We start from the raw sequence: 19,626 nt of genomic DNA on the forward strand, positions 1-19,626 counted from the left end.
CCCGTGCGCCCACCCGGCGACATCGACATCGGCTCGGTCCTGCAGGGAGCCCAGCGGTCCACCGACGTGCGCCGGGTGTTCGGCGACGCCATCGAGCGCGACGGCGTGACGGTCATCCCGGTCGCCCAACTGCGCGGCGCCGGGGGTGGTGGTGGCGGCACGGATGCCGACACCGACGCAGCCGGTTCCGGCGGGGGCTACGCCATCACCGCTCGCCCGGTGGGCGTGCTGGTGATCCGCGACGGCCAGGTGGAATGGCAGCCCACTCGTGACCCCGATCGGCTCGCCCTCGCCGGACTCGCCACGTTCGCCCTGGTGCTCCTGGTCGTACGGGGTGCGCTGCGGCGGGGCCGCAGCTGAACGGGCGGCATCGATCCCATGAGGTCAGCACTCTAGGAAAGTGGGGCGCGGCGGTGCCGACCGTGGGGTGGAGTGTCCAGGCCGACACCACCGCGCTACGTGTCTAGCGCATCACGCAGCGCGCGTGGGACACCCCCGGTCGTGGGCCTCACGAGACCGCCCCTCCGCCGGACGCCACCGGGAGATCAGTGCGTGCTCCGACGCCAGTCGAACGGGATCATGGCCAGCCAGAACACCGCCACGACCCCCCACAGCACGGCGCCGAGCGTGTGCTGGTGGTCGATGTCGGCGATCACGTACGACAACGTGAGCACGAGGAACAGCACGTCGATGACGATGCGGGTGGAACGGGCGGTGAACCAAGAGGTGGCAGCATCCATGCCCTACGACATCGGACGGCGGCCGGTGGCCCTGTAGGTGCCGGCCGGTGCTCGGGACTACGGGCAAGGGGCAAGCGTGCGAGCGGCTCTGACGTGCGGCGGTTGCCCTTCCCCGGGGGCTCGCGAGCAGTAGGATCGCGACCAGCGCAGAGGCCCACCGCTCCGGCGCTTGCCCACAGGTGACCCCCCGGGGTCGATCAGCCCTCACGGCCCGCCATGAGGACGAACCACACGCCGTCGATGCTGGCGGCGACCACGCAGCGACGATCGCTCCTCACCAATCCGGAGGGCTTCGATGGCGACCACCCGTGACGGGTTCCCTGCGGGGTTCCTGGACTCCGATCAGATCCACGTCGCGGACTCGTCTCTGGCCGGTCATCCTGCGGAAACAATGGCTGCGGATACTGCAGCCACGGACACGACACTTCTCCCCCGCAGCCGCCCCGACGGCCCGACCGGCGCTCCTCGCAGCGCGGTCCGCTACCGCCAGCCGATCCAGTTCGACACCCCGGCGGATCAGCGGCGAGTCGGTGTGGTGGTGCCCTTCGACTTCTCCCTCGACTGGGAGTACTGGCGCTACCTCCCCGAGGGCGTCGAGCTGCACTTCACTCGCACCCCCCACCTCCAGCGCGACCAGGGCATGTACCTCGCCCGTTCCTGCGGCAAGCCGAGCGTGGTGGCCCGCTCGGCCCGGTCGCTGCTGAGCGTCGCCCCGCACTCCACCCTCTACGCCTGCACCTCCGGCAGCTTCGTGCACGGGGTGGAAGGCGAGGCCGCGCTGCGCCAAGCCATGCAGGACGCCGGCTGCGCCAACCCCATCACCAGCTCCGGCGCCGCCATGCAGGCCCTCGCCCTGGCCGGCGCCGAGCGGGTGGCGGTCACCGCGCCGTACTCCGGAGCACTCACCCGAGGCCTCGTGCAGTTCGTGGAGGACTCCGGCTTCGAAGTCGTCTCGGCGCACTACCTGGGCCTGCACCGCGGCATCGCCCAGGTCAGCCTGGCCACGGTGGTCGACCTGGTGCGCCAGACCGCTCGATCGGGGGCCGATGCCGTGTTCGTGAGCTGCACGTCGCTGCGCACCTTCGGCGTCGTCGCCCAGCTCGAGGCCGAGCTCGGCATCCCGGTGTTCACGTCCAACCAGGTGTCGCTGTGGGCGGCCCTCGACGCCGCCGGTGCCCTGGCCGGACGCCGGGCCAGCGACGGTGGCCGCTGGCTCCTCGGCGACGGCGACCCGGTGGCGCTCTCCACGCAGATCCTGCTGGCCGCGTCCGGCGCCCTCACCACCGCCGCCTGACACTGCCGGCGCCACGCCGGCGGCACACCGCGCTGGCTCCCCGTGGCGATCAGCCGACCCGCGGGAGCGTGCCCAGGCCGGCTCCGTCGAGCGACGACAACGTCACCGAGGTGGCCCGGCCATCGGCAACGTCGAAGGTGGCCGACTCGAGGTAGTCGGGGAGCTCCTCGAAGGCCTGGTAGGTGAACTCGTCGCCGTCGAAGTGCTCGAGGGGGTACACGGTCACGCCCTCGGGTCCGACCAGCACCTCGAGCCCCCCGTCCGCCCCGACGCGCACCTCGGCGGTGCCGACGTAGTCGTTGGCGTAGGTGCCCACGTAGGCGTCGTCGGGCGCGGCCGGCGCCGGGTCGGCGGGCGTGGGGAACTCGTTGGGCTCGCCGAGGATGCCGGCGAAGCGCTGGCCCCACAGCTCGAGCCACTCGTCGGTGTCGGCCTCACCGGTGAGGGCGGCGTCGAGCACGGCGTCGGCGATCGCCTCGGGGATGCCCTTGGGCTCGCCGTTGGTGAGCACCACCACTCCCAGGTCCTGGCCGGGCAGGAGCTTGGCCACGGTGGCGGCACCCGTCGAGAACGCCCCCGAGTGGGCCCAGGCCACGGTGCCGTCGGCCTCGGTCTCCACGCCCCAGCCCAGCCCGTAGAAGCTGGCCGGGGCACTCGGGTCAGCGACGGGCCGGTTGCGGATGAACGGGGTGTGGGCCTCCAAGAGCGCGTCGGCGTCGATGAGCTGCTCGCCGTCGAGCGAGCCCTCCGCCAGCTGGAGGCGCAGCCACTGGGCCAGGTCCTCGACGTTGGAGCTGACCCCACCGGCCGGCGCCTGGGGATCCGGGTAGCGCTGGACGCCGGCCTCCCAGGAACCGTCGCGGAACACGTGCGGTTCGGCGCGGTTCGCCTCGGCCTCGAAGTCCGATCGGCGCATGCTCGTCGACGTCATCCCCGCCGGATCGAACAGCACCTCGTCGGCCACGTCGTCCCAGGTCTCCCCGGCGGCGACGGCGGCGGCCTGTCCGCCCATCGTCATGCCGAAGTTGGAGTAGCTGTAGTTCTCCCGGAACCCGGACTCGAGCGGCACGTAGCGCAGGCGTTCGAGGATGGTGTCGCGGTCGAAGCCGATGCCCTCGAGGTCGTTGCCGGCCACTGCCCCGGGCAGACCGGTGCGGTGGGAGAAGGTGTCGGCGAAGGTGACGTGCTCGGACACCCACGGCTCGCTGAGCTGGAGGTCGGGGTCGTACTCGGCGATGGGGTCGTCCCAGGCGAACAGGCCCTGGCCGACCAGGCCGGCCATGATCGTCGAGGACACCGGCTTGGACAGCGACGCGATCTGGAAGACGGTGTCGGCCCCCACGGGCTCGTCCGTGTCCACGTCTCGCACCCCGAACCCCTCGGCGGCCACGACCTCGTCGTCGTGGACGATGGCCACGGCCACACCCGGGATGCCGGTCTCGGCCATCGCCTCCTCGACGATGTCGGGGAGCTGCTCCACGGCCCGGTCGACATCGGCACGGGTCAGCGCGCCGGCCTCGCTCGCGTCACCGGACCCACCCGACCCCGCAGCGGTGGACGACGTCGCGGCCGACGCGCCGGCGTCGTCCTCGCCGTCGTCGGTGCAGCCCGCCATGGCCAACGACGCGGCCAGCACGACCGCCACGAGCGAGCGCAGGCGCACCACGCGTCGTCGTCCCATCAGCTGACCTCCCGGGGGTGTCGCCCTCCGCCCGTTCGGTGACGCAAGAGGCAGCGAGAGCTGGATCATCGGCCGTCAACGATTAGCACACCGCGAGCGCGAGGCGTACGAGGCCAGCCGGCTTCCCACACGGCGGTGCACGCCCGGCGCCGACCGCACGCCACGCGCCGAGCTCGACGAGACCAGCCGGCTTCAGGTGGGGCCGGCGCCCACCTGCGACGCCAGGTGGGCGCTCACGCTGGCCACCGCGGCCACGCGGTCGCCGGTGGCCAGCGCGTCGAGGAGGGCCCGATGCTCGCCGACCACGTCGGAGGGGTCGGGGTGCTCGACGGGCAGCGACCGCAGGCACAGGCGGGTCTCGGCCAGCAAGGTGGCGTACATGCGGGTGAGGCGGGCGCTGCCGGCCCCGGCGACCAGTAGCTCGTGGAACCGCAGGTCGGCTTCGGCCACGTCGGCCCACCGCCCCTCGGCGGCGGCCACCGCCATCTCCTCCACCAGCTGGCGCAGCCCGTCGAGCACCGGCCCCGGGCCCAGGTCGGCGACGTGCTCCGCCGCGGCGCGCTCGATGGCCAGACGGGCCACGGCCACGTCGGCGGCGTCGTCGGGGCCGAGCTCGGCCACGAACACCCCTCGGTGCGGTTCGGCCCGCAGCAGGCCCTCCTGGGCCAGACGCTGGAACGCCTCGCGCACCGGGCCACGCGACACGCCGAGCGCCTCGGCCAGCTGGGACTCCGTGAGCTGCATGCCGGGCTCGAAGCTGCCGTCCATGATCCGCTCGCGGATGCTCTCGGCGATGATCGTCGCCGTCGGGCGGCGGGCGACGGGTTCGAGGTCGGTGAAGGGCATGCTCGCTCCGAGATGTCGATTGTCGACAATCCTACCACCGGCTAGGGTCGGGGGCGTGAGCCGGAGCCGACCCGTCATCGCCGTGGTGGTGGACCCCCGCGATGGCGACCCGCCCGGGCTCGAGCGCCTCCGCGAGATCGCCACCGTCGAGGTCGTCCGCCGAGCGCCCGAGCTCGTCGCCGCCGTGGAGCGCGCCGACGTGCTCGCCGTCTACGACTTCCGCACCACCCTCGTCGCCGACCTCGGCGAGCGGGCCGGCGAGCTGGCCTGGATCCACGCCGCCAGCGCCGGCGTCGACGCGGTGCTCACCCCCTCGGTGGTGCGTAGCGACACCGTCGTCACCAACGCCCAGGGCGTGTTCGACGAACCCATCGCCGAATGGGTGCTCGCCGTGCTGTTGCTGTTCGCCAAGGACCTGCGCCGCAGCCTCGACCTGCAGGCCCATCGCACCTGGCGCCACCGCGAGAGCGACCGCCTCGCCGGCCGGCACGTGCTGGTCGTCGGCGCCGGCTCCATCGGCGGGGCCATCGCCCGCCTCCTCGGCGCCGCCGGCATGCAGGTCCGCGGCGTCGCCCGCACGGCCCGACCCGACGATCCCGACTTCGACGCCGTGGTGGCCACCGCCGACCTCCACGCCGAGCTGGCCCGGGCCGACGACGTCGTGGTCGCGGCTCCTCTCACCCCCGCCACCCACCACCTCCTCGACGCCGAGGCCTTCCAGGCCATGAGGCCGGGCGCCCGACTCGTCAACGTCGGCCGGGGACCGGTCGTCGACGAGGCCGCCCTGCTCGACGCCCTGCGCGCCGGTCGGGTCGGCGCCGCCGCCCTCGACGTCTTCGAGACCGAACCGCTCGACCCCGACCACCCCTTCTGGACCATGGAGCAGGTGCTGGTGTCACCCCACATGTCTGGCGACGTCGACGGCTGGGTGGCCGCCCTCGGAACCCAGTTCACCGACAACGTCCAGCGCTGGATCGCCGACGAGCCCCTCCGCCACGTCGTCGACAAGCAGGCCCTGACCGGAGGTGGCGCGTGAGCAACATCGAGTGGATGAGCGCCACCGAGCTGCTCGACGGCTATCGCCGGGGCGACCTCTCCCCCGTCGAGGTGGTCGACCACCTCCTCGATCGCATCGATCGCCACGACCCGGCGGTGAACGCCTGGTGCTTCCTCGACCCCGAGCGCACCCGCGCCGACGCCGCCGCCTCCGCCGAACGCTGGGCAGCCGGCGAACCGATCGGACGCCTCGACGGCGTGCCCGTCGGCATCAAGGACGTCTTCCTCACCGAGGGCTGGCCCACCCGCAAGGGGTCGGCCACCGTCGACCCCGCCGGACCGTGGCCCGACGACTCCCCCTGCGTCAGCGCCCTGCGCCGCAACGGGGCGGTGCTGCTGGGCAAGACCACCACCCCGGAGCTGGGCTGGAAGGGCGTCACCGACGCCCCCGCCACCGGCACCACCCGCAACCCCTGGGCCGTCGAGCTCACGCCCGGCGGGTCGAGCGGCGGCAGCTCCGCCGCCCTCGCCGCCGGCATGGTGCCCCTCGCGCTCGGCACCGACGGCGGCGGCTCCATCCGGATCCCCGCCGCCTTCGCCGGGGTGGCCGGCATCAAGCCCACGTGGGGCCGGGTGCCGCACTGGCCGGTGAGCCCCTACGGCGGGCTGGCCCACGCCGGGCCGATGGCGCGCACCATCGCCGACACCGCCCTGCTGCTCGACGTGCTGGCCGAACCCGACCACCGCGACCCCGCCGCTCTGCTGCCCGACGGCATCGGCCACCTCGCCGCATGCGGCGGGGGGATCGCCGGGGTGCGGGTGGCCTTCAGCGCGGATCTCGGGTTCGTGGACGTCGACCCCGAGGTGGCCGCCCTCGTCACCGACGCGGCCGCCACCTTCACCGACCTCGGCGCCCACGTCGACGCCGCCGACCCCGGCTTCGACGACCCGGTCGACACCTTCTCGGTGCTGTGGAACAGCGGGGCGGCCCAGGCCACGAGCGCCGACACCCCGGACCAGCACCGCCTCCGCGACCCCGGCCTGCGCGAAATCTGCGCCGACGGCAGGCGGTACTCCGCCGTCGACTACATCGACGCCCTCAACCGCCGGGGCGCGCTGGCGGTCTCGATGGGCGAGTTCCACCAGCGCCACGACCTGCTCGTCACGCCGGCGGTCCCCATCGCCGCCTTCCGGGCCGGCGTGGAGGTGCCCGACGGCTGGCCGCACCCACGCTGGATGTCGTGGACGCCGTTCTCGTACCCGTTCAACCTCACCCAGCAGCCCGCCGTCTCGGTGCCCTGCGGCTTCACCTCAGCCGGCCTGCCCGTCGGCCTGCAGATCATCGGTCCCCGTGGCGCCGACGCGCTGGTGCTGCGGGCGGCCCACGCCTACGAGACGGCCCGGCCGTTCCACCTCCGCCATCCCGACCTGGGCTGAGGCCCGAGCCGGGCCGCTCGGCCGACCACCCCCGCCCCACCGACCGCCAGGAGCCCCCACCGTGGACCAGACGCCCGTCACCATCGCCGGCACCCCCACCACCACCCAGGAGTCGGTGGAGGTCCTCAACCCCTACACCGGGGCCGTCGTCGCCGAGGTCCCCCTCTGCGGGCCCGACGAGGTCGACCGGGCCTGCACCCACGCCAAGGAGGTCCTGCGCGCCGACGACCTCGCCCTGCACCAGCGGGTGGCCGTGCTGGAGACCGCCTCCCGGTTGATCGCCGAGCGGGCCGAGGACCTGGCCCGCACGTTGGCCGTCGAGGCCGGCAAGCCCATCCGCACCGCCCGGGGCGAGGTGGCCCGTGCCGTCGACACCTTCGCCTTCGCCGGCGCCGAGGCCCGCCACCTCGGAGGCGAGGTGCTGCCCATGGCCGCCTCGGCCAGCGGTGCCGGCAAGTTGGGCTTCGCCCTGCGCGTCCCCGCCGGCGTGGTGGCCGCCATCTCGCCGTTCAACTTCCCGCTCAACCTGGTGGCCCACAAGCTGGCCCCGGCCATCGCCGCCGGGTGCCCGGTGGTGCTCAAGCCCGCCCCGCAGACCCCGCTCACCGCCCTGGCCCTCGTCGACCTGCTCGTCGACGCCGGCCTCCCGGCCGACTGGATCTCGGTGGTGACCGACCGCCGGGCCGAGGCCGGCGGCCCCCTCGTGGAGCATCCGGTCCCCGCCGTGGTCACCTTCACCGGCTCGGTGCCGGTCGGCTGGGGCATCGCCGCCGCCGCCCCCCGCAAGCGGGTGCTGCTCGAGCTCGGATCGAACTCCCCCCTCCTCGTCGAGCCCGACGCCGACCTCGACGGGCTGGCCGCCCGCTGCGGGCCGGCCGCCTTCGGCTTCGCCGGCCAGAGCTGCATCTCCGTGCAGCGCCTGCTGGTGCACCGCTCCGTGCACGACCAGTTGGTGGACGCCCTGGCCCGCACCGCCGACGGGCTGGTGGTGGGCGACCCCCTTGACGAGGCCACCGACGTCGGACCGCTCATCGCCCCCGACGAAGCCGATCGGGTGCAGTCCTGGATCGCCGAGGCCGTGGCCGCCGGCGCCCGGGTGGTGGCCGGAGGCGATCGCGAGGGCGGCGTGCTACGCCCGACCGTGGTGACGGGCGTCGACACCGACAGCGACCTGTGGCGTCGCGAGGTGTTCGGCCCGGTGGTGGCGGTGCGGGCCTACGACAGCTTCGACGAGGCGATCGCCCTGGCCAACGACAGCGACTTCGGGCTCCACGCCGGGGTGTTCACCAACGACCTGCGCACCGCCCTGCGAGCCGTGCGCGAGCTCGACTTCGGTGGCGTGCTCGTCAACGAGGTGCCCACCTTCCGTGCCGACCAGCAGCCCTACGGCGGCGTGCGCGATGCCGGCAACACCCGCGAGGGGCCCGCCTACGCCATCGAGGAGATGACCACGCTGCGCTTCGTGAGCCTCCAGGCCTGAGCGCCCCACCCGGGGGCCACGCCGGGGCCGGGGCTCAGGTCCCGGCGAGGGCCTTGTCGAAGGCCTCGGCCAGGCGGGCCAGCCCGTCGTCGACCTCCTCGGCGCTGACCACCAGCGGCGGGATGAGGCGCAGCACCTGGCCGCTGGCCCCGCACGCCAGGGTCAACAGCCCGGCCTCGGTGGCCGCCACCCGCACCGCCTGCACCAGCTCGCCGGCGCTGTGCCCGGGACCGTCGGCCAGCTCGACGCCGATCATGAGGCCACGACCGCGCACGTCGGCGATCTCGGGGTGGGCGGCAGCGAGGGCCCGCACCCCGGCGACGAGTCGCTCGCCCTGGGTGGCGGAGTTGGCGACCAGGTCCTCGTCGGCCACCACGTCGAGGGTGGCGACCGCGGCCGCGCAGGCCACCGGGTTGCCGCCGTAGGTGCCACCCTGGGAGCCGGGTGCGCCGGCGGCCATGAGCTCGGGGGAGGCCACGATGGCCGACAACGGCATGCCGCTGGCCAGGCCCTTGGCCACCACCACCACGTCGGGGTGCACGCCCGAGTGGTCCATGCCCCACATGCGCCCGGTGCGGCCCACGCCGGTCTGCACCTCGTCGGCGACCAGCAAGATGCCGTGGCGGTCGCAGCGCTCGCGCAGCCCTCGGAGGAAGGCGTCCGGGGCCGGCACGTAGCCACCCTCGCCCAGCACGGGCTCGATGATGATCGCCGCGGTCTCGGAGGGGGCCGTGGTGGTGGCGAAGAGGTGGTCGAGCTCACGCAGGCAGAAGGCCACCGCCTCGTCCTCGGACCATCCGTAGCGGTGGGCGTAGGGGAACGGCGCCAGCACCACCCCGCCCATGAGCGGCTGCAGCCCGGCGCGCACGGCCAGCTTGGAGGTGGTGAGCGATGCCGCACCCATGGTGCGACCGTGGAAGCCCCCCTGGAAGGCCACCAGGTTGGGGCGCCCGGTGGCGTGGCGGGCAAGGCGCAGGGCCGCTTCGACCGCCTCGGACCCGGAGTTGGCCACGAACACCGAGCCGAAGCCGGGCAGCGCCGCGCAGAGGGCATCGCTGAGCTCGTCGAGGCGAGGGTGCATCACCGTGGTGACCTGCCCGTGGATGAGCTCCCCCGCCTGGTGGCGGATGGCCTCCACCACCCGGGGATGGCAGTGCCCGGTGCTGGTGACCCCGATGCCGGCGGTGAAGTCGAGGTGGCGGTGACCGTCGGCGTCGACGAGCCAGCACCCCTCGCCACGCACCGCCTCGACGGTGGTGGCCTGGAGCAGCAGCGGGGAGCGTGTGGCCATCGGTGCGGACCCTTCTGGTAGGATTGTCGACAATCTACCGATTGGTTCGGTCGCTGTCGAGAGCCCCACGACCCACCCCGCGAGGACCGGGACCGATCGATCACCCGACCACCCGCCCCACCCCCAGGAGTCCCCATGCCCCGCGAGATCGAGGTGGTCCTGCCCACCCGTGGAGTGGTGGCGATCGCCCACCTGCTCGACGACGACGCCCCCCGGACCTGCGCCGCGGTGTGGGACGCCCTCCCCCTGGGCGGCGACATCTTCCACGCCAAGTACGCCCGCAACGAGCTCTACACGTTCGTGCCCCCCTTCGCGCCGGCCGCCATCGGCCTCGAGAACCCGACCATCACGCCCATCCCGGGCGACCTCGTGTACTTCGAGTTCGGGGCCGGGATGCTGCCGGCGGGCAGCTACGGCTACGCCGACGACGAGGGCGTCGCCGGGGCCGACTCGGTCATCGACCTGGCCCTCTTCTACGGTCGAAACAACCTGCTGGTGAACGGCGACGTGGGCTGGGTGCCAGGCAATGTCTTCGGCACCGTGGTCGAAGGTCTCGACGAGCTGGCCGCCGCCGGCAACGACGTGTGGCGCCGGGGCGCCGTCGGCGAGTCCCTCCAGTTCCGCCGCCGCTCCTGACCGACCACCGGGACCGGGTCAGGTGGCGAAGAGCCGCCCGAGCCCCTCGGCCCGGATCCGCCCCAGCGCACCGGCGAGGCGCAGTGCCTCCCACATGGTGACCAGGTTGGCGGTCAGCACCGGCTTGGCCAGACGCTGCTCGAGGTCGACCACCACGCCGGCGGAGTGCAGGGCGGTGTCGGGGACGAGCACGGCCTCGGCGTCGGGATGGTCGCCGGAGGTCACGAACCCCAGCACCCGCTCGGGCCCGAACGTGCCCACCTCGGTGGCGGTGATGATGTCCTCCGCCCCGGTGGCCACCACCGTGATGCCCGCCTCGGCCAGGAACGACGCGAACGCCTCGGTGACGTCCGGGGGATAGGTGGCGGCCACCGCCACCCGCTCCACCCCCAGGGTGCGGATGGCGTTCACGAACGCGAACGACGTCGAGGAGGCGGGCACGCCCAGCTGCTCGGAGAGCGGTTCGACCTGGCGACGGGCCCCGTCGAGGCCGAACACGAAGCTGCCCGACGTGCACGCCCACAGCACCGCGTCGGGCCGGTCGAGCTCGGCGGCGCCCTGGGCCAGCCGGTCCGGGCCTCCCAGATCGAGCAGGGCGTCCACGCGGTGGGCGTCCTCCCCCACCGAGGTGTGGACCACCTGCACGACGGGTGACGGCTCGAGCCGAGAGGCCATCAGCGGGTAGTCGTCCTCGGCGGCGTACCCCGGATAGAGGAACCCCAGGCGCACCGGTCGCGTCGCGTCGCTCACCTCGGCGACCCTACCGGTGCGCCGCCACCGGAGCTCTCGCGGGCCGCGCCCGGTCCGGCCCTACGCCGTCTGGTCGGTCCAGCCGGTGCCGTTCCACCAGCGCAGACCGCCACCCCCCGACGGGTCCGGGTACCACCCCTCCGACACTGCGTCGGGCTCGACGGTCCGCTCGGGACCCGTGGCGGCGCCCACTGCGGCGGGCGTCCCCACGATGGTCGGCACGACCGTGGTGGCCTGTGCGGAGACCGGCAGCACGTACCCGCGACGAGCGGCGTCGATCCGGGCCACCAGCTCGCCCCGACGTTCTGGCGCATCGGGCAGGAAGCACTCGGCCGCCGAGATCGGCGACACGGTCAACTTGCCGCCGGGGTGGACGAGCAGCACGCCGCGGAGCGACTTGCGGGCGCTGACCGACTCGGCCGGGGCGCGGAACACGACGGTGCCGTCGGTCCTGGTCAACGTGGCGGATCCCTGCCACACCACCAGCTGCGCCGTCGGCCACACCGTCAGGGTCGTGGCCCCGGTCAGGTAGAGGTCGATGGCGATGGGCTCGTCGGGGCTGTACCGAGCGCCCGCCCAGAGGTCCGCCGCCGGCTCGGGCCGGATGAGCAGTGCCCCCAGGGCGAAGGGCGCGGCAAGCATCAGCGCGAGCAGCACACCCAAGAGCCATCCCGGGTCGACGGTGATCGCCATGTAGACGGCCACGACGAAGAAGCTCCCAAACATGGCGGCGGCCGCGACCACGAGCAGTCGACGGATACCTCGCTTGGTCATGACGGCTCACCTCACGGGGCGACCCTCGTTCCGGGAGAGGTCCGACGGGCCTCGTCGCGTCCGAGCGAGCGCTCGCCCGAGACCATCCTCACCCCGTCCGCCCGAGGCGGCCACGGCCCTGCGACGGGCGCCGACCGGGCCCTTGGTCATGGCGACGTGAGCTTCACCGCCGTCAGCGCGCCCAGCAACGCCATCAGGGCCAGCATCCTCGGGATGGTGGCCGGGTCCTGGTGCACGACCATCCCGGCGACCACCGTCCCGGCGACGGCCGCTCCCGTCCAGACCGCGTAGGCGGTCCCGATGGGGATGGTGCGAGATGCGTACTCCAGGCCGGCCAGGCTCACCACCATGCACAACAGCACCACCGCCGTGGGTACCGGGCGCCGGAACCCACCGGTCGCAGGCAACACCGAGGCCCACCCCACCTCGAACAGACCGGCGATCACCAACACGATCCACGCCACGACGAAGCCTCCTGCGTGCCCGTCGTGCCGGCCGGTACGGGACGCCCCTCGTCGGGGACCGCCACCTCGGCGGTCCGTCCTCCAGTCAACCTCGACCCGTCGTCGACGACAACCCCTGCGGCACCCACCCGGGCCCGCTCCGGTAGCGTCCCGCGCCGTGGCCACCCTGGACCAGCCCCGATGATCTTCGAGACCCGCCGGCACCGGATGCGCCGCGAACGCTACGAAGCCGGCTTCCTGCCCGAGTGGCGCGAGCTGCTCGGCCGCAAGGTCGGCCACTGGAACCACCTCGACGACGACGAGCGGGCCCGCCTCGAGGCGCTGGCCCTGTCGATCATCGCCGAGAAGGACTGGGAGGCGGCCAACGGCTTCGCCCTCACCGACGAGATCATGGTGGTGATCGCCAGCCAAGCCGCCCTCTTGGTCCTGGGGCTGCCCGACGACCCCTACCGGGACGTCCACTCGATCCTCGTGCACCCCACGACCATGGTCCGCGAAGGCCCCCACTCCCAGGTCGGTGGGCTGATGTCCGACGCCCCCATGGCCATCCTCGGCCAAGCCGTCTACCAGGGCCCGGTGGTGATCGCGTGGGACACCGCCCTCGCCGAGGCCCGGCACCCGGGACGGGGCCACAACGTGGTGTTCCACGAGTTCGCCCACAAGCTCGACATGCTCGACGGCACGGTGGACGGCACCCCGCCCTTGGCCACCCAGGAGCAGCACGACGAGTGGGTGCGGGTGTGCACCGACGTCTATCACCAGGTCGAGGAGGGCCGCGGCGGACGGGCCTTGCGCTCCTACGCCGGTGTGAACCCCGGGGAGTTCTTCGCGGTGGCCACCGAGGTGTTCTTCGACGCGCCGGCGGCGCTGGCCGAGGAGCACCCCGACCTCTACGACGTACTGCGCGGCTTCTACCGCCAGGACCCCCTCACCCGCCTCTCGCCCGCCCGCCCCTGAGGGGCCGGAACGGTCCGAGCGGCAACGGGTCTCAGGTGCCCACGATCGTCGGGGCCTCACCGAAGGGGGAGCCGAAGCGCTCGCACCAGATCACGACCGACCGCATGCTGGACAGGTCGAGGTCGGCGGGGATCTCGTAGTTCTGGTTGCCGATGTTGCCCTTGAGGTGGCCGAGCTCGACGAGGTCGTCGTAGGACCCCGAGCCGACCTCGGCGGTGGACAGCACGACCCGCAGATCGGGACCGTTGTCGGTGTCGAGGTCCTCGATGCGCAGCAGCCGCGAGCCGTCGGGCTGCACCACCAGGTAGGCCTGGCCCGAGGCGGGGTGGTCGAGGCTGGTGAACTCACCGAACGACACCGCCACCGGGGCGCCGGTGCGCTCGGCCTCGGCCAGCCCCGCCTCGAGCGGGTCGGCCGGCATCGCCGGCTCATCCGCCATCGGCTCATCCGCCATCGGCTCATCCGCCATCGGCTCATCCGCCATCGGCTCGTCGGCCATCGGTTCGTCGGCCATCGGTTCCCCGGCGGCACCGGCCACGACCAGGCCGGGCAGCGCCTCGTCGACCTTGTCGTCGATGAACAGCTTCTGGGGCTGGAACACGATCAGCACGTAGGCGACGACGGCCACCAGCACGGCACCGCCGACCGCACCGCCGATCCAGAGACCCCGACGCCGTCGGCGGGGCCGCTCGTCGGCCGGGTACGAGGCACCGGGCTCGGGGGCGCCGGCATCAGTGGGGGAGGACGGGTTCTCGCTCATGACCGAGAGCATCCACCAGAGGTGTCGCCACGTGCTCACCAACCTCTCAACGTTCACGAAACTCGCGGCGTCGCCCCTCGACAGCCCACCGGCGAGTCGTACGCTTCGGTCGTGGACAGCCCCGAGACCGCCGGCACGGTGCTCGTCGTCGACGACGAGCCCACCGTGCGCGAGGTCGTCGCCCAGTACCTGCGGCGCGATGGCTACGCCGTCCACGAGTCCGGCGACGGCTCCGACGCGACCCAGTGGCTCGCCGACAACGACCCCGACCTGGTGGTGCTCGACGTGATGTTGCCCGGCGTCGACGGCCTCACCATCTTGAAGGACCTGCGTCGCCACAGCGACGTGCCGGTGATCCTGCTCACCGCCCGGGTCGAGGAGGTCGACCGCATCGTCGGCCTCGAGCTCGGCGCCGACGACTACGTGGTGAAGCCCTTCTCCCCCCGTGAGCTGGCCGTGCGGGTCCGCAACGTCCTGCGGCGCACGTCGTCGGGCAACAGCGACGGCAACGGTGGGGCTGCACCCGGCTCCGACCCCGAGCGGGTGCTGTGCTTCGGCGAGCTGCACATCGATCGCCGCGCCCGGGAGGTGACCGTGGCCGGGCGACCGGTCGCCCTCACCCCCAAGGAGTTCGACCTGCTCGACCACCTGGCAGCCTCGCCCCGCCAGGTCTTCTCCCGCCATCAACTGCTCACCCAGGTCTGGGACTCCTCGGCCGACTACCAGGACCCGGCCACCGTCACCGTCCACGTGGGGCGCCTGCGCCAGAAGCTCGAGGCCGACCCGAACGAACCCCGTTGGATCGCCACCGTGTGGGGCGTCGGCTACCGGTTCGAACCATGAGCGCTCCCTTCGTGACCGCCGCCGCCACCTGGTCCGAGGAGATCGCCGCCCACCCCGGGCGGGCCGCGCTCGCCTCGATCGTCCTGCTCGCCGCCGTGCTGGGTGCCGGCTGGCTGGTGCGGGCCATGAACCGGCGCACCCGGTCGCTGCGGGCCCAGGTCCTCACCATCACCCTCACCGGGTTGGCCCTGGGCACCGCCGCCGCCCTGGCCCTGGCCTGGCTCATGGTGCTCGACGGCGGCGACCTGGCCACCGTGATCTCGGTGCTGGCCCTCACCTCGGTGTTCGCCGCCGGGCTGGTCATCGTGGCCACCGCCCCGCTCGGTCGCGACGTCCGCCACCTCGAGGCCACGGTCGGACGCATCGAACACGGGGACCGCACGGCCCGGGCCCGCATCGACCGGGCCGACGAGCTGGGCCACGTCGGCCGGGCCCTCGATCAGCTCAACGCCCGCCTCGACGACCTCGAACGAGAGCGCACGGCCCTCGAGGCCGAGCGCACCGAGGTGCTGGCCAGCATCAGCCACGACCTGCGCACCCCGCTCGCCGCGCTGCGCGCCGCGGTGGAGGCGCTGGCCGACGGCGTCGTCGACGACGCCCCCCGCTGGTACCGGTCGATGCAGCGAGACGTCGAGGCCCTCGGCGCCCTCGTCGACGACCTGTTCCTGCTGGTGCGGGTCGAGAGCGGCCGCCTCGACCTCGCCGTCACCTCCATCGACCTGGCCGAGGTGGCCGACACCGCCCTCGACGCCCTCGCCCCCACCGCCGGGGCCGCGGGGGTGGGCCTCACCCTCGACACGGCCGGGCGGGTCGGCACCCAGGGCGACGCCGCCGCCCTCGGGCGCGTGGTGCGCAACCTGGTCGACAACGCCATCCGCCACACCCCGGCGGGCTCCACCGTGCACGTGTCGGTGGGGGTCGACCCGAGCGGGCCCTGGATCCGCGTCGTCGACGAAGGACCCGGCTTCGACCCCGAGTTCGCCACCCGGGCCTTCGACCGCTTCACCCGAGCCGATGCCAGCCGCACCCGCGACACCGGCGGCGCCGGGCTGGGCCTGGCCATCGCCCGCGGCCTGGTGGAGGCCCACGGCGGTGAGGTCTGGGTCGAACCGCCCCCCGGCGGCCGGGTGGCCTTCAGCCTTCCCGCCGAACCCACGAGCGCCACCCCCGGATGAGGGCCGCCCGCGGCTCGGCGGCCACCCGTCGATCCTCAGTCCGTGGGTGAGCGGAGCCGGCGGCGCAAGGTGACCACCGACAGCGCCAGGATCACCGGGTAGATCTCCAGGCGGCCCAGCAGCATCTGGACCATGGTCACCAGGCGGGCCGTCCACGGCAGGGTGAGGTAGTCGCTGGCCGGGCCCACGTCGCCGAGACCCGGGCCCACGTTGCCGAAGCTCGACGCCGCCGCCGAGACCGACGTGACGATGTCAGGGCCGGTGAGGGCGATGAGCAGCGCGCCGCCACCGAACACGACCAGGGCCATGAGCACGAAGCCGACGATGTGGCCGGCCACCCGTTCGTCGACGCTGCTCCCGCCGATGCGCACCGGGCGCACCAGTCGGGGGTGCAGCTGGCGCAGGGCGGCCCGATGGGCGTAGCTGGCCGCGGCCAGCACCCGGACGAGCTTGACGCCACCGGCCGTGGACCCGGCCATGGCTCCGATGGGCAACAGCAACAGGATGACCATCTGGGCGGCCTGGCTCCAGAGACCGAAGTCGGCGGTGGCGTACCCGGTGGTGGAGGTGACCGAGGTGATGGTGAAGAACGAGTCGCGGAGGTGGCGTTCGACCGAGGTGTCGGTGTCGGCGACGACGAGCACGACCAGGGTGGCGACGAGGACCACCGCGGCGTAGGTGCGGAACTCCGCCGATCGCAGCAACGGACCGGGCCGGCCTCGCAGGGCGCGGTAGTAGAGAGCGAAGCTGCCCCCGGCGAGGAACATGGCGACGATGGCGATCCACTCGACGAGCGCCGAGTCGAAGTGGGCCAACGACGCGTTGTGGGGCGAGAAGCCCCCGGTGGACACGGTCGTGAACGAGTGGGCGAAGCCGTCGTAGAGGCTGGTGCCGGCCAACACGTAGGCCGCGACCACCACCAGGGTGAAGCCCACGTAGACCAACCAGAGGTTGCGGGCGGTGTGGCGCACGCGGGGGGTGAGCCGCTCCCCCGCCGGCCCCGGCGCCTCGGCCTGCATGAGGCTCATGGCCCCGGCCCCCACGGTGGGCAGCACCGCGATCACCAACACGATGACCCCCATGCCGCCGATCCACTGGGTGATGGCCCGGTACATCAACAGGCCCTGGGAGGTGTCGGCCACCGGCCGCAGCACCGTCGCCCCCGTGGTGGTGAAACCGGAGATGGACTCGAACAGGGCCTGGTCGGGGGCGGTGAGCCGTCCGGTGGCCAGGTACGGCAGCGCGCCCACCACGGCGAGGGCCACCCACGCCAGGGTGACGGTGACGAACACGTCGAGGATGCGGACCTCGTGCGGAGGCTCGGTGGCGCGCCACACGACGAGACCCACGACGAGGGTGGGAACGCCGCAGGCGAGCAGCGCCACCGCGTCCGGCCCGCTGTCGGCGATCTCGACGACGGCCCCGATGAGCATGCCCACCCCCGCCACCGCGCCGGAGAGGGCGGCCACGTAGAGCGGGAGGGAGCGTCGACGGCGCGACGGTGTGAGCCAGCGCTCGACGAACACCTCGGTCATCGCACGAAGAGCTGGCGGGCCTTGCCCACGTCGCCGGCGCGGGCGAACACGGCCACGGTGTCGCCGGCTGCCAGCTCGGTGGGGCCGTGGACGATCTCGACGCGGCCGTCCGGTCGCACCACGGCGCCGAGGAGCACGCCGCGAGGCGTGCGCAGGTCGGCCACCACCCCGCCGTCGGCCGTGCTCCCCGGCTCGACCACGAACTCGTTGACCTCCACGTCGCTCTCGAGGAAGGTCGTGACCGAACCGGTGCCGCCGCGCATCTCCCGCAGCACGGTGTTGGCCGACGCCGTGCGGGGGCTCAGCGTGGCGTCGATGCCGAAGCGGGTGACGAGCGGCAGCAGGGCCAGGCGATGCAGCACCGCGATGGTGAACCCCGACCCCTCGGCCCCGGCGAAGGCGCAGGCCAAGACGTTGGCGGTGTCCTCGCCGGTGGTGGCGACCACGGCGTCCATGGTGGCCACCGACTCCTCCACCAACAGCTCGATGTCGGTGATGTCGCCCTGGATCACCCTCATCTTCGGTGCCGCCGCCGCCAGGTCCTCGGCCAGGGCGCCGTCACGCTCGACGAGCACGACCTCGGCCCCCTCGGCCGACATCGTGTTGGCCACCCTCGCCCCCACCGCCCCTCCGCCCAGCACCATCAGACGTCGCACCCGGCGCCCCATCGCCCCCAGCAGGCCCAGCGTCCGGCGCCGGGCGGCCCGGGTGGTCAGCACCCGCACGTGGTCGCCGGCCTCGAGCACCTCGTCGCCGTGGGGGATGATCGTGTGCCCGCCGCGGGTGATGGCCCCGAAGAGGAACTGCCAGTCGGCGTCGCTCGCCGCCCGCACGGACCGCAGGCGCTGGCCGACCAGCACCGAGTCGGCCTTGAGCACCGCACCCAGCACGACCAGCTCGCCACCGACCATCGGGTACACCTCGTCGGCCCCCGAGAGGTGGAGCAGCTCGAGGATCTCCTCGGCGGTGTCGGCGTCGGGGTCGATGACCACGTCGGCGCCCACCCGCTCGAGCAGGGCCCGGCCCTCGGGGCCCCGCAGCTCGTCGGTCTGCACCCGGACCACCGTGCGAGGCACGCCGTGCTCCTTGGCCAGCAACGAGGTGATCAGGTTGACCTCGTCGTCCTGGGTGACCCCGGCGACCAGCGAGGCCCGGTCCACCCCCGCCTCGGCGAGCACCGTGGGGTGGGTGCCGCTGCCGACCAGCACCTGCACGTCGAGGTCCTGGCCCAACGCCTCGGCCGTGGCTTCGTCCTGCTCGACCACGACGACGTCGTGGCCCTCGGCGCCGAGGCGCTCGGCCAGGTACCACCCGACCTCACCGGCACCAACGATGATCACGTGCACAAGAGCCGAGTCTGGCCCATCGTCGGAGGGGCGGGCGACTCCCGATCCGAGCGCGTGGTGTGCCCGGCGTGAAAAGGTGGGGTCCATGACCGAGCCACAGGATCAGCCAGAGGGGCCCGGCTCCACGCCTGCCGGACCCTCCGACGACAACGGGATGTTGGGTGGGCTCTTCCGCGATCCCGCCACCCTGGCCGCCACCGGCCTGTTGGTCGCCTCGGCGTTCAACGTGATCGCGGGGTTCATCAACGTCCTCACCGACCCCGAGGGCGAGGGCCTCCGAGGCCGGTTGCTGTCGCTCACCGACGTCGTCGAGATCGGCGACGTGGCGCTGCTGGGGCTCGCGGTGGCCCTCCTGGTGCTCACCGTCGACCCGCCGGGGGGCCTCAGCCGCCCGCTGCTGTTGAACCTCAACTCGGCGCTGGCCAGCATCATCGCCGTCTTCGGCGTGGTGCGGGCCGTGGTGTTCCTGTCGCTCAGCGGCCCCATCCCGTACCGGTTGGCCGGGTTCATCGTCACCATCGGCATCTCCGTCGCCGCGGCCACCGTGGCCTACTGGGCCGCTCGCGAGTCGTTCCTGAAGGAACAGCTCCACGGCCGCCACTGAGCGCCGCTCGCCGACGG

20 protein-coding genes are annotated in these 19,626 nt (G+C 73.3%); 10 read left to right on the top strand and 10 right to left on the bottom strand.

The genetic code is table 11. The annotated features are described in order from the left end of the window. The first annotated feature begins 3 nt into the window (after positions 1 to 3). Positions 4 to 360 carry a spore germination protein GerW family protein gene (locus LUW87_RS18520; protein WP_232672153.1) on the top strand — a complete coding sequence of 119 codons (357 nt, stop codon included), beginning with the start codon at positions 4 to 6 and terminating at the stop codon, positions 358 to 360. Positions 361 to 545: 185 nt separating this feature from the next. Here LUW87_RS18520 and LUW87_RS15725 read toward each other — a convergent pair whose 3' ends face one another. Then, positions 546 to 740 carry a hypothetical protein gene (locus LUW87_RS15725; RefSeq protein ID WP_232672154.1) on the bottom strand — a complete coding sequence of 65 codons (195 nt, stop codon included), beginning with the start codon at positions 738 to 740 and terminating at the stop codon, positions 546 to 548. Positions 741 to 1,035: 295 nt separating this feature from the next. Between LUW87_RS15725 and LUW87_RS15730 the strand changes: the two genes are divergently transcribed. Then, complete coding sequence (locus LUW87_RS15730; RefSeq protein WP_232672155.1) at positions 1,036 to 2,034, top strand: maleate cis-trans isomerase family protein; 999 nt, start codon at positions 1,036 to 1,038, stop codon at positions 2,032 to 2,034. A 49-nt stretch (positions 2,035 to 2,083) separates the two neighbouring features. Here LUW87_RS15730 and LUW87_RS15735 read toward each other — a convergent pair whose 3' ends face one another. After that, positions 2,084 to 3,715 (bottom strand): serine hydrolase, encoded by a 1,632-nt coding sequence (locus LUW87_RS15735; protein ID WP_232672156.1) that lies wholly within the window; start codon positions 3,713 to 3,715, stop codon positions 2,084 to 2,086. Positions 3,716 to 3,907: 192 nt separating this feature from the next. After that, positions 3,908 to 4,561, bottom strand: a complete 654-nt coding sequence (locus LUW87_RS15740; RefSeq protein WP_232672157.1) for a GntR family transcriptional regulator — start codon at positions 4,559 to 4,561, stop codon at positions 3,908 to 3,910. A 55-nt stretch (positions 4,562 to 4,616) separates the two neighbouring features. On the opposite strand from LUW87_RS15740, the gene LUW87_RS15745 reads away from it, so the two are divergent. The 3 genes from LUW87_RS15745 (at position 4,617) to LUW87_RS15755 (ending at position 8,474) form a co-directional block, all read left to right on the top strand. Then, on the top strand, positions 4,617 to 5,597 hold the full coding sequence (locus LUW87_RS15745) for a D-2-hydroxyacid dehydrogenase (RefSeq protein WP_232672158.1): 981 nt from the start codon (positions 4,617 to 4,619) through the stop codon (positions 5,595 to 5,597). Next, positions 5,594 to 6,994, top strand: coding sequence for an amidase (locus LUW87_RS15750; protein WP_232672159.1), 1,401 nt, complete (start codon positions 5,594 to 5,596; stop codon positions 6,992 to 6,994). Before LUW87_RS15745 ends, LUW87_RS15750 begins: the two co-directional genes overlap by 4 nt. Positions 6,995 to 7,055: 61 nt before the next feature. Beyond that, a complete protein-coding gene (locus tag LUW87_RS15755; protein ID WP_232672160.1) occupies positions 7,056 to 8,474 on the top strand; it encodes an aldehyde dehydrogenase family protein in 1,419 nt (472 codons plus the stop codon). Between the two features lie 34 nt (positions 8,475 to 8,508). On the opposite strand, the gene LUW87_RS15760 is transcribed toward LUW87_RS15755, so the two are convergent. Continuing rightward, positions 8,509 to 9,765, bottom strand: coding sequence for an aspartate aminotransferase family protein (locus LUW87_RS15760; RefSeq protein ID WP_232672161.1), 1,257 nt, complete (start codon positions 9,763 to 9,765; stop codon positions 8,509 to 8,511). 135 nt (positions 9,766 to 9,900) lie between these two features. Between LUW87_RS15760 and LUW87_RS15765 the strand changes: the two genes are divergently transcribed. Continuing rightward, complete coding sequence (locus tag LUW87_RS15765) at positions 9,901 to 10,401, top strand: DUF3830 family protein (protein WP_232672162.1); 501 nt, start codon at positions 9,901 to 9,903, stop codon at positions 10,399 to 10,401. 18 nt (positions 10,402 to 10,419) lie between these two features. Here the strand turns inward: LUW87_RS15765 and LUW87_RS15770 are convergent, their stop codons facing one another. The 3 genes from LUW87_RS15770 to LUW87_RS15780 form a co-directional block, all read right to left on the bottom strand. Then, complete coding sequence (locus tag LUW87_RS15770) at positions 10,420 to 11,076, bottom strand: maleate cis-trans isomerase family protein (protein WP_249420524.1); 657 nt, start codon at positions 11,074 to 11,076, stop codon at positions 10,420 to 10,422. Between the two features lie 135 nt (positions 11,077 to 11,211). Next, a complete protein-coding gene (locus LUW87_RS15775) occupies positions 11,212 to 11,925 on the bottom strand; it encodes a DUF2510 domain-containing protein (RefSeq protein WP_232672164.1) in 714 nt (237 codons plus the stop codon). Between the two features lie 146 nt (positions 11,926 to 12,071). Next, entirely contained in the window at positions 12,072 to 12,389 is a 318-nt protein-coding gene (locus LUW87_RS15780; protein ID WP_232672165.1) for a DMT family transporter, read from the bottom strand. Positions 12,390 to 12,569: 180 nt separating this feature from the next. Between LUW87_RS15780 and LUW87_RS15785 the strand changes: the two genes are divergently transcribed. Next, positions 12,570 to 13,346, top strand: a complete 777-nt coding sequence (locus LUW87_RS15785) for a M90 family metallopeptidase (RefSeq protein WP_232672166.1) — start codon at positions 12,570 to 12,572, stop codon at positions 13,344 to 13,346. Between the two features lie 31 nt (positions 13,347 to 13,377). On the opposite strand, the gene LUW87_RS19370 is transcribed toward LUW87_RS15785, so the two are convergent. Next, a complete protein-coding gene (locus tag LUW87_RS19370) occupies positions 13,378 to 14,145 on the bottom strand; it encodes a DM13 domain-containing protein (RefSeq protein ID WP_232672167.1) in 768 nt (255 codons plus the stop codon). Between the two features lie 72 nt (positions 14,146 to 14,217). Here LUW87_RS19370 and LUW87_RS18910 point away from each other — a divergent pair, with 72 nt between their 5' ends. Continuing rightward, positions 14,218 to 14,949, top strand: a complete 732-nt coding sequence (locus LUW87_RS18910; RefSeq protein ID WP_232672168.1) for a response regulator transcription factor — start codon at positions 14,218 to 14,220, stop codon at positions 14,947 to 14,949. Next, a complete protein-coding gene (locus tag LUW87_RS15800) occupies positions 14,946 to 16,124 on the top strand; it encodes a sensor histidine kinase (protein WP_232672169.1) in 1,179 nt (392 codons plus the stop codon). Before LUW87_RS18910 ends, LUW87_RS15800 begins: the two co-directional genes overlap by 4 nt. Positions 16,125 to 16,159: 35 nt before the next feature. Here LUW87_RS15800 and LUW87_RS15805 read toward each other — a convergent pair whose 3' ends face one another. Together LUW87_RS15805 and trkA are read right to left on the bottom strand one after the other, a co-directional pair. Continuing rightward, on the bottom strand, positions 16,160 to 17,659 hold the full coding sequence (locus LUW87_RS15805) for a TrkH family potassium uptake protein (protein ID WP_232672170.1): 1,500 nt from the start codon (positions 17,657 to 17,659) through the stop codon (positions 16,160 to 16,162). After that, the gene (gene trkA / locus LUW87_RS15810) at positions 17,656 to 18,999 is read right to left on the bottom strand and encodes a Trk system potassium transporter TrkA (protein ID WP_232672171.1); all 1,344 of its coding nucleotides are present in this window, start codon (positions 18,997 to 18,999) and stop codon (positions 17,656 to 17,658) included. The genes LUW87_RS15805 and trkA overlap by 4 nt, the downstream gene beginning before the upstream one ends. 91 nt (positions 19,000 to 19,090) lie before the next feature. Here trkA and LUW87_RS15815 point away from each other — a divergent pair, with 91 nt between their 5' ends. Then, positions 19,091 to 19,609 carry a hypothetical protein gene (locus tag LUW87_RS15815; RefSeq protein ID WP_232672172.1) on the top strand — a complete coding sequence of 173 codons (519 nt, stop codon included), beginning with the start codon at positions 19,091 to 19,093 and terminating at the stop codon, positions 19,607 to 19,609. The last annotated feature ends 17 nt before the right edge of the window (positions 19,610 to 19,626 follow it).

This window comes from Rhabdothermincola salaria (assembly GCF_021246445.1).
In the GTDB taxonomy this organism is placed as follows: domain Bacteria; phylum Actinomycetota; class Acidimicrobiia; order Acidimicrobiales; family Acidimicrobilacustridaceae; genus Rhabdothermincola_A; species Rhabdothermincola_A salaria.